The 11,939-nt window shown below is 68.2% G+C and carries 9 protein-coding genes; 3 read left to right on the forward strand and 6 right to left on the reverse strand.

Annotated elements, in window-relative coordinates:
* Nucleotides 1-22 precede the first annotated feature (22 nt).
* On the forward strand, nt 23-1,654 hold the full coding sequence (locus AC07YH_RS08770) for an alkaline phosphatase D family protein (protein WP_494746619.1): 1,632 nt from the start codon (nt 23-25) through the stop codon (nt 1,652-1,654).
* A 113-nt stretch (nt 1,655-1,767) separates the two neighbouring features.
* On the opposite strand, the gene AC07YH_RS08775 is transcribed toward AC07YH_RS08770, so the two are convergent.
* From AC07YH_RS08775 to proC, 5 genes are all read right to left on the reverse strand, one after another.
* Complete coding sequence (locus AC07YH_RS08775) at nt 1,768-2,913, reverse strand: hybrid sensor histidine kinase/response regulator (protein WP_494746620.1); 1,146 nt, start codon at nt 2,911-2,913, stop codon at nt 1,768-1,770.
* On the reverse strand, nt 2,910-3,488 hold the full coding sequence (locus AC07YH_RS08780) for a chemotaxis protein CheB (RefSeq protein ID WP_494746621.1): 579 nt from the start codon (nt 3,486-3,488) through the stop codon (nt 2,910-2,912). The genes AC07YH_RS08775 and AC07YH_RS08780 overlap by 4 nt, the downstream gene beginning before the upstream one ends.
* Nucleotides 3,485-4,309 (reverse strand): CheR family methyltransferase, encoded by an 825-nt coding sequence (locus AC07YH_RS08785; RefSeq protein WP_494746622.1) that lies wholly within the window; start codon nt 4,307-4,309, stop codon nt 3,485-3,487. Before AC07YH_RS08785 ends, AC07YH_RS08780 begins: the two co-directional genes overlap by 4 nt.
* 3 nt (nt 4,310-4,312) lie before the next feature.
* Nucleotides 4,313-7,738 (reverse strand): response regulator, encoded by a 3,426-nt coding sequence (locus tag AC07YH_RS08790; protein WP_494746623.1) that lies wholly within the window; start codon nt 7,736-7,738, stop codon nt 4,313-4,315.
* 229 nt (nt 7,739-7,967) lie between these two features.
* A complete protein-coding gene (proC, locus tag AC07YH_RS08795; protein WP_494746624.1) occupies nt 7,968-8,744 on the reverse strand; it encodes a pyrroline-5-carboxylate reductase in 777 nt (258 codons plus the stop codon).
* A gap of 85 nt (nt 8,745-8,829) precedes the next feature.
* On the opposite strand from proC, the gene AC07YH_RS08800 reads away from it, so the two are divergent.
* Nucleotides 8,830-9,915 (forward strand): alpha/beta fold hydrolase, encoded by a 1,086-nt coding sequence (locus tag AC07YH_RS08800; RefSeq protein WP_494746625.1) that lies wholly within the window; start codon nt 8,830-8,832, stop codon nt 9,913-9,915.
* A 10-nt stretch (nt 9,916-9,925) separates the two neighbouring features.
* Here AC07YH_RS08800 and AC07YH_RS08805 read toward each other — a convergent pair whose 3' ends face one another.
* On the reverse strand, nt 9,926-10,426 hold the full coding sequence (locus AC07YH_RS08805) for a nuclear transport factor 2 family protein (RefSeq protein WP_494746626.1): 501 nt from the start codon (nt 10,424-10,426) through the stop codon (nt 9,926-9,928).
* Nucleotides 10,427-10,503: 77 nt separating this feature from the next.
* Between AC07YH_RS08805 and AC07YH_RS08810 the strand changes: the two genes are divergently transcribed.
* A complete protein-coding gene (locus tag AC07YH_RS08810; RefSeq protein ID WP_494746627.1) occupies nt 10,504-11,886 on the forward strand; it encodes a peptide MFS transporter in 1,383 nt (460 codons plus the stop codon).
* The last annotated feature ends 53 nt before the right edge of the window (nt 11,887-11,939 follow it).

Genomic DNA, 11,939 nt, shown 5'->3' on the forward strand with positions numbered 1-11,939 from the left:
TCCAAAGCTCGAGGACCGCGTCATGGTTCTGAAGATCGATCGCCGCAACCTGATCCTGGGCGGCAGCCTGGGCCTGGCCGCCCTGGCGCTGCCGGCCGGCGCGGCCCTGGCCCGCCAGCTGCTGACCGCCACCGGCTTCACCCACAGCGTCGCCAGCGGCGAGCCCGCCTCCGACGCCATGCTGCTGTGGACACGCTATGTCCCGGCGGCGGGCGAGGGGACCCTGCGCCTCGACGTCGAGCTGTCCCTGGACCCCGGCTTCGCCAAGGTGGTCGCCGGTGGAACCGTGCGCACCGGCGTCTGGCGCGACTGGACCGCCAAGGTCACGGTGGATGGCCTCAAGCCCGCGACCGTCTACTGGTTCCGCTTCGTGGCGCCGGACGGGACCAAGTCACCGGTCGGCCGCACCAAGACCCTGCCGGTCGGTCCCGCCGCGCGGTTCGGCCTGGCGGTGTTCTCGTGCTCGAACCTGCCGTACGGCGTGTTCAACGCCTATGGCCACGCCGCCGAGCGCAAGGACCTCGATTTGTGGCTGCACACCGGCGACTACATCTATGAGAACGGCGTCGCCTCGCTGAAGGACGGCGACTGGGGGCCGGGCCGCACGCTGCTGCCGGCGACCGAAATCCTCAACATCGCCGACTACCGGATGCGTTATTCGCTCTACCGCGCCGACCCGGACCTGCAGCGCCTGCACCAGGTCGCGCCGATGGTGGCGCTGTGGGACGACCACGAGTCGGCCAATGACAGCTGGGAAGGCGGGGCGGCCAACCACCAGCCGGCCAAGGAAGGCGACTGGAACGTCCGCCGCGCCGCCGCCATGCAGGTCTATCGCGAGTGGATGCCGGTCTCGGACGAGCCTTGGAAGGCCTATCCGATCGGCACGCTAGCGACGCTCTACCGCACGGAGTCGCGGCTGCTGGCCCGCACCCAGCAGGCCGACATCGGCGCGACGTTCAAGGCCGAAGACCCGGATGCGGCGCTGAAGGCGTTCCGCGACGGACCGTGGCGGGACCCGTCCGCGACCATGATGGGCTCGACCCAGGAAAGCTGGTTGGCCCACAGCATGAAGGCCAACGCCAAGTCCGGCGGCTGGCAGATGATCGGCATGGGCACCATCCTGGGCCGCACCGTCATGCCCAAGGGCGCGGTCGATTGGCTGCGGCCCGAGACCAACGCCCGCAAGGTCGCCAGCTACCAGAACAACATCCGCGCGGCGGCTCAAGGGCTGCCGATGTGGATGGACCGCTGGGACGGCTATCCGGCCGCGCGCTCGCGCCTCTTAAAATCCGCCCAGGCCGCCGACGCCGACCTGGTCATGCTGTCGGGCGACAGCCACAACGCCTGGGCCTACGGCCTGATGGAGGGCGGCAAGCCCGCCGGGGTCGAGTTCGCCGGCCAGGGCGTGACCTCCAGCGGCCTGGAAGGCGACATGGGCGCCGATCCCAAGGTGGTGGCGGCGGGCTTCATGGCCGCCAATCCCGAGATGAAGTTCGCCGACACCAGCCAGCGCGGCTACATGATGATGCAGATCACGCCCCAGCGCGTGACCGGCGAGTGGCTGTTCCTGCAGACCATCAAGGCGCGCAGTCTGGAGATCGCCGGGACGCACCGGATGTCGGTGGAGAAGGGGCGGAGGGTGTTCGCGGCGTAGGGCAGCGGGGCCGTCCTCGTCCTTCGACAAGCTCAGGATGAGGACTACTTTCAGGCCGTGGCGGTAGAAAACCTCATCCTGAGCTTGTCGAAGGACGAGGTTTTCGGCTCCGCCTAGGCCTCGTCCACCGCGATCGGCACGCGCACCGTGAACACGCTGCCCTGGTCCTGACCGGCGCTGGCCACGCCCAGCGTGCCGCCGTGCAGGGACACCAGCTGCTTGGCCAGGGCCAGGCCGATGCCGAGGCCGCCTTGAGCCTTGGTCAGGTGGTCCTCGACCTGGGCGAAGATCTCGAAGATGCGCGACTGCATCTCGGGCGGGATGCCGACCCCGGTATCGGACACGCGGATCTCGGCCATGGCCCCGTCGGCGACCGCCGTCAGGGTCACGGTCCCGCCCTCGGGCGTGTATTTGGCGGCGTTGTTCAGCAGGTTGGACACCACCTGGGCCAGGCGCGTGTGGTCGGCGTCCAGCCAGACTGGCTCGGCCGGCATCTCGACGACGAACTGGTGCTTGCCGGCGTCCAGATTGTGCTGGCTGGCCTCGATCGCCGAGTGCAGGATCTCGGTCAGCTCGATCCGCGACTTGCGCAGCGAGATCTTGCCCTGGCTGACGCGCGAGACGTCCAGCAGGTCGTCGACCAGATGCGACAGGTGGGTCAGCATCCGGTCCATGCGGATGCGGATGTCGGTAGCGCGTTCGGGCGCCAGGTCCTTGCCCAGCAGATGCAGGCCGCCGCTCAGCGCCGCGACCGGGTTGCGCAGTTCGTGGGCCAGCACGGCCAGGAAGCTGTCCTTGTGTCGATCGGCGCGCCGCAGGGCCTGGGCGGCCAGGTCCAGCTCGTCGCGTTGAGCCTCGATCTGCTGGCGCTGGCGATAGAGGTCGAAGAACACGGCGGCCTTGCTGCGCAGCACGTCGGCCTCGACCGGCTTCTGGATGAAGTCGACGGCCCCGGCCTCATAGCCCCGGAAACGGCGACGGGCGTCGGCGACGCCGGCGGTGACGAATATGATCGGCACGTGGCTGGTGCGAGTGTTGCCGCGCATGAACTCGGCCAGCTCGAAGCCGTTCATCTCCGGCATCTGCACGTCCAGCAGGGCCAGGGCCACGTCGTGGACCAGCAGCAGCTCCAGCGCCTGCTCGCCCGAGCGCGCCTTCAGGCAGGTCAGGCCCTCGCGCTGCAGCAGGGCCTCCAGCGCCAGCAGGTTCTCCTCCAGGTCGTCGACCAGCAGGAAGTTGATCGGTTTGTCCGCCGTCATCGTGCGGTCCCCAGACTCGACAGGTAGGATACGATTTGCGCGTGGTTCATGATCGTCGCCGAAGGGGTGGCCTCCAGCGCCGCGTTGGGCATGGCCGAGGCGTAGGCCCCGTCCGGGTTCTCGACGATCGCCACGCCGCCGACATCCATCACGGCCTTGAGGCCGGCGGCGCCGTCGTGATTGGCCCCCGTCAGGATCACCCCGACCAGGCCGTCGCGGTAGAAATCCGCCGCGCTCTCGAACAGGACGTCGATCGAGGGGCGGGAATAGTTCACCAGCTCGTCGGTGGATAGGGCCAGGCAGCCGTCCGTCTCGACCAGCAGGTGGTAGTCCGACGGCGCGAAATAGATGACGCCGTTCTGGATCGGCTCCTTGTCCTCGGCTTCCTTGACGGTGATCCGGCATTTGGACTGGAACAGCGGGACCAGCACGTTCGAGCGGTCGGCCGGCACGTGCACCACCACCAGCACCGGCAGCGAGAAGCTGGCGGGCAGGGCGGGCAGGATGGTCAACAGCGCCTGCACCGCGCCCGCGGAGGCCCCGATCGCCACCGCCTTTGTCGGCGTCGCGGTCATGGCTCGCGCCTCTGATAGATCTTCTCGCCGGGCACGAAGTCGTTGAAGCCGCCCGCGTGACTGGAGAAGCGCAGGCTCTCCTTCGAGCCCAGCCCCAGGAAGCCCTTGCGGGCCAGGGACTCGTGGAACAGGCCGATGGCGCGGTCCTGCAAAGGGCGATCGAAATAGATCATCACGTTGCGGCACGAGATCAGATGCATCTCGGCGAACACCGCGTCGGTGACCAGGCTGTGGTCGGAGAACACCACCCGCTCGCGCAGGCCCTTGTCGAACGCGGCGCGGCCATAGGCGGCTGTGTAGTAGTCCGAGAGCGACGACTTGCCGCCCGACTTCTGGTGGTTCTCGGTGAACTTGCGGATGCGATCGATGGCGTAGACGCCGGCTTCTGCCGCCGCCAGAGCCTCGGGATTGATGTCGGTCGCGTAGAAGATGGTCCGGTCGTAGAGGCCTTCCTCCTTGAACAGGATGGCCATCGAATAGACCTCCTCGCCGGTGCTGGAGCCGGCGATCCAGACCTTCAGCGAGGGGTAGGTTCTAAGGTGCGGCAGCACCTTCTCGCGCAGGGCCTTGAAGTAGGTCGGGTCGCGGAACATCTCGCTGACCTGGACCGTCAGGAAGTCCAGCAGGCGCGGCAGCATCGAGGCGTCGTGCAGCACGCGGTCCTGCATGCCCGAGATGGTCGGGAAACCCAGTTGCAGGCGCGCCTGGATCAGGCGGCGTTTGATCGACGCCCGCGCATAGTGGCGGAAGTCGTAGTGATAGCGCTGGAACAGCGCCTCCAGCAGCAGCTGGATCTCGAGGTCTTCGACTTGGTCTGACACGCCCTACCTCGGCATCCAGACCCGGACCAGCGACAGCAGCTTGTCCACGTCGATGGGCTTGGCCATGTAGTCGCTGGCGCCGGCGGCGATGCAGCGCTCCTGGTCGTCGGGCATGGCCTTTGCGGTCAGCATCAGGATCGGCAGCTTGGCCCAGCGCGGGTCCTGACGGATTTCGCGGGTCGCGGTCAGGCCGTCCTTCACCGGCATCATCACGTCCATCAGGACCAGATCGACGGCGTTGGCCGGGTCGCCCTGCGCCGAGCGATCCAGGGCCTCGATGGCTTCCTGGCCGTTGCGGGCGATCTCGATGATGGCGCCGCGCGGCTCCAGCACATTCGTCAGCGAATAGACGTTGCGGATGTCGTCCTCGACGATCAGCACCCGGCGGCCTTCCAGCACCGCGTCGCGGTTGCGGGCCTTCTTGATCATCTTCTGCTGCTCGGGCGGCAGCTCGGCCACCACCTGGTGCAGGAACAGCGACACCTCGTCCAGCAGGCGCTCGGGCGACTTGGCGCCCTTGATGATGATCGAGCTGGAATAGCGGCGCAGGCGCGTCTCGTCGTCGGCCGACAGGTCGTGGCCGGTATAGACGATGACCGGCGGGAAGGCGTGCTCGCCGTCCTGGCTCAGCGTTTCCAGCAGGCTGAAGCCCGAGGCGTCCGGCAGCGACAGGTCCAGGACCATGCAATCGAAGGTCTCGGTCTTCAGCAGTTCCAGGCACTCGGCGGCGGTGCCGACGCCGACGGTCTCGACATCGCCCGAGGACAAGAGCTTGCCGACCGCGTCACGCTGCACGTCGTCGTCCTCGACGATCAGGACGCGACGCACCGTGCTCGCCAGCTTCGATTGCAGGTTGGTCAGCACCTCGGCCAGGGCCTCGCGCTTGACCGGCTTGACCATGTAGCCGATCGCGCCCAGCGACAGGGCGGTCTGGCTGTGATCTGAGCCCGAGATGACGTGGATCGGGATGTGGCGGGTGGCGTCGTCGCGCTTCAGGCGGTCCAGCACCATCAGGCCGGACTCGTCGGGCAGGCCGACGTCCAGCACCACGGCGCTGGGCTTGAACTGGCGGGCCAGCTTCAGGGCGTCCTCGGCGGTGCCGGCGACCAGGCACTGGAAGCCGAGCTCCCGCGACAGGTCGCGGACGATGCCGGCGAACTTGTCGTCGTCCTCGATGACCAGCAGCACGCGGCGGCCCGTGGTCAGGTCGTGACGGTCGTCGTCGATCGTCATGGTCATCGGCTTGGCGGCGCGGGCCGGCGCGCTCGGCGCGGGGGCCGGGGCGGCCGACGGTTCGGGACGCGCCGCGACGCGGGCCGGGTCGTAGGCGCGCGGGATGGTGACGGTGAAGGTGCTGCCTTCGCCCGGCGTGCTTTCCAGCGTGATCTTGCCGCCCAGCAGGCGCGACAATTCACGGCTGATCGACAGGCCCAGGCCCGTGCCGCCGTACTTGCGGCTGATGGTGCCGTCGGCCTGGCGGAAGGCCTCGAAGATGCTTTCCTTCTGTTCCGACTTGATGCCGATGCCGGTGTCGGTCACCGCGAAGGCGATCTCGTCGTCGCCGACCGGGGCGATGGCCAGGGTGACGCCGCCGCCTTGCGTGAACTTGAAGGCGTTCGACAGCAGGTTCTTGAGGATCTGCTCCAGCCGCTGGCGATCGGTCTCCAGCAGGGCAGGGGCGTCCTTGGCCAGCTTGATCTGGAAGTCCAGCTTGCGCTCGTCGGCCACGGGCTGGAACAGCGAGCGCAGGTCGCCGGTCAGGCGTTGCAGCGGCACGCTTTCGGGACGCACCTCGATATGGCCGGCCTCGATCTTCGACAGGTCCAGGATGTCGTTGATCAGGGTCAGCAGGTCGTTGCCCGAGGACTCGATGGTCTGGGCGAACTTGACCTGCTCGCCCGACAGGTTGCCGGCCGGGTTGTCGCTGAGCAGCTTCGACAGGATCAGCAGCGAATTGAGCGGCGTGCGCAGCTCGTGGCTCATATTGGCCAGGAAGTCGGACTTGTACTGGCTGGCCTGGGCCAGTTCGCGGGCCTTCAGCTGGATGGCGGCGCTGGTGCGCTCCAGCTCGTCGCGCTGGGTCTCCAGGGTCTGGGCCTGTTCCTCCAGCTGGCTGTTGGTCTGCTCCAGCTCGACCTGCTGCTGCTCCAGGCGGGTCTGGGATTCCTTCAGGGCGCGGCCCTGTTCCTCCAGCTCCTCGTTGGAGACGCGCAGCTCCTCGCTCTGGACCTGCAGCTCCTCGGACTGGCGCTGGGTCTCTTCCAGGGCGTTCTGCAGCTGCGAGCGGTAGCGGGCCGAGCGCAGCGAGACGCCGATCGAGGTCGAGGCCTGCTCCAGCAGTTCCAGCACCTGGCTGTCGACCGCGTGCAGGAAGCCCAGCTCGATGACGGCGTTGACGATGTCGTCGGCGTGGGTCGGGACCAGGACGAGGTGCTTGGGCTTGTCGTGGCCCAGGGCCGAGCCGATGGTCAGGTAGCCGTCCGGCACGTCGCGGACGATGGTCGCATGGCCCTCGGCGGCGACCTTGCCCAGCAGGCCTTCCTTGATGTCGAAGCGCAGCGGGGTGTCGGCGTCGGCCGGGATGCCCAGGGCCGCGGCGCGGTAGAAGTGGCCGTTCTCGCCCTTGAACAGCGCGCCGGCCTGGAAGCCGACGTACTGGGACAGGAAGCGCAGGATGCTGTCGCTGAGCTCCTCGACGGTCTTGTCGCCCATCATCGCTTCGGACAGGCCGACCTGGCCGACCTGCAGCCACTGCTGGCGGGCGTGGGCCTGGCCGCTGCGGCGGATCAGAGCGAAGATGGCGAAGGTCAGCACCGCGCCCAGCAGAGCCGACAGCACGCTGCTGATCGTGGCCGTCCGATGCGCCACGTCCATCTCGGCCAGGCGGATATCGCGCAGGCGGTTCTCTTCGGTGCGCATGACGCTGATCTGCTGGCGGATGGCGTCCATCTCGGCCTTGCCGCGATCGGTGGTGACGACGGCCAGCGCGGCCGCCGCGCTCTGCGTGCGTCGCAGTTCGACGGTCTCGGCCAGCTCGGCCAGCTTGGCGTCGATGTGGCGCTTGAGCTGGACGTGGTTGGCCTGCTGGGTCGGGTTGTCCTTGGTCAGCGAGGCGACCACTTCCGTGCGCGTGGCGACGTCGGTCACGGCGCGCTGATAGGGCTCCAGATAGCGGTCGTTGCCGGTCAGCAGGTAGCCGCGCTGGCCGGTCTCGGCGTCCTGCGTGGTCGACAGCAGGTCGTCCAGCGCGATCAGCACCTCGTGGGTATGCCAGATCTGCTCGCTGCTGGTGCGCAGGGTCTCGATGTTGCGATAGGCGATCGTGCCGCTGATCAGGAAGAAGGCCAGGGCCAGGCCCATGCCCAGCGCGGACCACAGCTCCGCTCGGGTGCGGGCCATCGACGCGTTGCGCGGTTCGATCAGGGACATGGCGTTCTCTGTGTCGGAAAGGTTCGGGGGAGCGATCTGGCGGAGGTCAGCGCGGGCGCGGAACGGCGTAGAGGCGTTCGCACGCGCGGACAGTCGGCCTGCCGACGCAAAGCTTCTTAGTACGCTTTAAAATCACTGGATATCCCCGAACCGCGCACCCCATCGCAAGGCCTCTAACGGCGCGGCGCGGTTAAGGTTCCGTCCGATCGCGGAGAAAGCTTGGCCTTAGTCAGCCACCGCCCATTTCGACGCTGCGATCGCGGGCCGCGATCAGGGTGCGCCGCATCAGGGTTTCCAGCGCCGCGTCATGATCCAGGACCTTCAGGCCCTCCAGGGTGACGCCGCCCGGACTGGCCACGCGGGCGGCCAGTCGGCTGGGCGGATCGCCGGAACGCAGCAGCAGTTCGACCGAGCCCGACAGGGTCGCCTCGACCAGCTTCGTGGTCATGGCGGCGGGCAGGCCCAGGTCCTGGCCGGCCTTGATCATCGCGTCGGCGAAGCGGAACAGGAACGCCGGACCGCAGCCGGCCACGGCGGTGACGGCGTCACACTGGGCCTCGTCGTCCAGCCAGAGCACCTGGCCCAGCGGCGCGAGCAGTCGTTCGGCCAGATCGGTGACCCGGGGCGAGGGCGGCTCGGCGAAGACGGACGTGATCCCTTTGCCGATAGAGGCAGGGAGGTTGGGCACGGTGCGGATGATCGCCGCCGCGCCAGGGAAGGCGGCCTTCAGCGCGGCGATGCCCGGCGCGGCCAGCACCGACAGGATCACGGTCTCCGGCCCGACCAGCGGCTGCAAAGGCGCGATCACCTCGTCCAGCTTCTGCGGCTTGACGGCCAGGACCACGACGGCGGCCGGCGCGGCGTCCGCTGGGACATGGGGCAGGTAGGCCGCCTCGCCCTCCGGCTGCTTGGGATCAACCACCGTCATCCCGCCAAGACCCTGCGCCAGCCAACCGCGCAGCAGGGCGCCGCCCATGTTGCCGCATCCGATCAGCCAGATGTTCATGCGCCCCTCGCTTGGGTCTGGACCTTATCGGAATCCATAACGTATACGATTACTCGAAACACAAGCGGCGCAAGGGGAGAAGCGCATGAGGATCCTGGCAGCGGCGTTCAGCGCATTGCTCCTGGCCACGGCTGGCTCGGCCATGGCGGCGACGCCTTACGCGGAGCAGGTCACGCAGGGCGACTACGTCGTCCCGAACTTCACCTTCAAGTCGGGCGAGACCCTGAAGGACCTCAAGCTGCACTACCGCACGCTGGGGCAGCCCAAGCGCGACGCCCAAGGCCACGTGACCAACGCGGTGATGGTGCTGCACGGCACCGGCGGCACGGGCGCGCAGTTCCTGTCGCCGCAGTTCGCCGACGAGCTCTACGGCCCCGGCCAGCCGCTGGACATCACCCGCTACTACATCATCCTGCCCGACGGCATCGGCCACGGCGCCTCGTCCAAGCCCAGCAACGGCCTGCGCGCCAAGTTCCCGCACTATGGCTATGCCGACATGGTCGAGGCCCAGCGCCTGCTGCTGGTCGATGGCCTGAAGATCGACCATCTGCGCCTCTTGATGGGCACCTCGATGGGCTGCATGCACGGCTTCATGTGGGGCGAGCTGCATCCCGACTTTGCCCAGGCGATCATGCCGATGGCCTGCCTGCCCGTGCAGATCGCGGGCCTGAACCGCGTCTGGCGCAAGGCGGCGATGGAGTCGATCAAGGCCGACCCGGCCTGGATGGGCGGCGACTACCAGCAGCAGCCGGTCCTGGGCCTGCGCGGCGCGGTCAGCCTGCTGCTCGTCGCCGGCTCGGCCCCGCCGAACTGGCAGGCCGCGGCGCCGACCCGCGACGCCGCCGACGCCTTCTTCGAAGAGCGCTTCGCCAAGGACCTGCCGACGCGCGACGCCAACGACCTGCTCTACCAGATCGCCGCCTCCAGCGACTATGACCCCTCGAAGGACCTGGAGAAGATCACCGCGCCGATGACCTGGGTGAACTCCAGCGACGACTTCATCAACCCGCCCAGCCTGGGCATCGCCGAGCCGGCGGCCAAGCGGCTGAAGAACGGCAAGTTCATCCTGATCCAGGCCACGCCCGACACGCGCGGCCACGGCACCCACACCTGGGCCAAGTTCTGGAAGAAGGACCTGGTCGAGCTGCTGGCCAAGTCGGAGAAGCGCTAGGCGCCAAACACTAGGCAGGCGAGGGGGCTTCCTCGGCCGAGACGTGGTTCAGGGCGATGACCCATCGCCCATCGACCTTGCGCATCAGCCGGGTGTTGATCCCCCGCTGGCCCTGCTTGGGCCGGTTCAGCTCGTAGCGGCTGATCAGCTGGGCGGCGTCGGGGCCCAGCATCTCGACCTTGATGTCGTAGAACCGCACCTCGCCGCGCGTCTCGACCGAGGCGCCGTAGTCGCGGATGTAGTGGTCCAGCGTGCCCTGCCATCCGCTCTGGAAGCGGCCCTTGGACACGAACACCACGCCGGGGTTCAGGAACCCGGCCATGTAGCCGTGGAAGTCGCCGCGGTTCCACGCCGCCTGCATGTCGGCGATCACCTTGAGGATGGCGCTGGTCTCGACCGCCGGGTCGATGCTCGCGCACGCCTTGGGCGCGGCCAGCGCCGGCGCCGCGGTCATCGCCAGGGCCAGCGCCGCCAGGCCGCGCCGGCTGGCGCCTTCGATCGATCCAGCCATTTGTAATGTCTCCCTGCCTTGCGTCGCTATAGATACAGTATACGGTATTATAAATAACCACGTCTGGGGAGGCGTGAATGCCGACCGTTCGGCCCGCCTCGGCGCGCGGCCTGCTCTATCTCGCGTTCACCGAGGTGTGGGAGCGCTTTTCCTTCTACGGCATGCAGGCGCTGCTGGTGCTCTACATGGTCGACAGCCTGCTGCGCGGCGACGTCGACAGCAAGGTCATCGGCTTCGAGCCGTTCCGCCACGCGCTGGAATCGGTGACGGGGCCGCTGTCGACCCAGGCTCTGGCCTCGCAGATCTTCGGGCTCTATGCCGGTCTCGTCTACCTGACCCCCGTATTCGGCGGGATCATCGGCGACCGGGTGCTGGGACGCCGGCGCACGGTGGTGCTGGGCGCGGTGCTGATGGCGGCCGGGCACCTGCTGCTGGCCACCAGCGCCGGCTTCCTGATCGCCCTGGCCTTGCTGATCGTCGGCTGCGGCTGCCTGAAGGGCAACATCTCCACCCAAGTGGGTCTGCTCTATCCGCCCGAGGACGCCGAGGGGCGACGGCGGGGCTATCTGCTGTTCAATGTCGGCATCAACACCGGGGCCATGGCCGGGCCGCTGATCTGCGGCGCGCTGGGCGAGACCCTGGGCTGGCACTGGGGCTTCGGCGCGGCCGGGATCGGCATGCTCGTGGGCATGGGGGTCTATCTGGCGGGCGCCAGGCATCTGCCGCCCGATCCGCCCGTCCAGCAGGCGAGGGCCGCCGCGCCGCTGACCCGCCACCAGCGCCTGACCGTCCTGGCCCTGATCGGCGTCTTCGTCCTGGCCACGCTGTACAACATCCCGTTCGGCCAGAGCTCCAACGTCCTGCCGCTGTGGCTGCGGGAGATGACCGACCGCCAGGTGTTCGGCTTCCAGGTTCCGGTCAGCTGGTACCTGGCCGCCGACGGCCTGTTCACCGTGGCCTTCACGCCGCTGGCCCTGGCCTTCACCGGAAGGCTGGCCGCGCAAGGGCGTCCGTTGAGCGCCATCGGCAGCATCGCCCTGGGCTGCGGCTGCGTGGCGGTCGCCGACGTCCTGCTGGCGCTGCTGCAGGCGACCTCGGCTGGGCCGGGGACGCTGCACGTGCTGTGGGGCTTCGTCTATTTCGCCATCTGCGACTGGGGCTATCTGTTCACCTGGCCGATCGTCCTGGCCCTGGTCGCGCAGAGCGCGCCGCCGTCGCTCAAAGCGACCCTGATGGGCGTGGCGTTCCTCAGCCTGTTCACCGCCAACCTGACCGTCGGCTGGCTGGGACGGTTCTACGAGACCACGCCCCACACCACCTTCTGGCTGGGCCACGCCGCGATCGGCGCGGTCGGCGTGGCGGCCTGCCTGGCTTTCAAGGGCGCCCTCGCGCGCCGTCTTTCCGTGACCGATCAGCCAGAGGAGAGGGCGCCTGAAGGCTCGATCGCGAGCGTGATCTGATTGTTCAGAAGGCAGGTCGGAGGTGGCGATCCACAGGCCTTCACAAATTGGAA

This window comes from Caulobacter sp. GW456-12-1-14-TSB4, assembly GCF_059424195.1.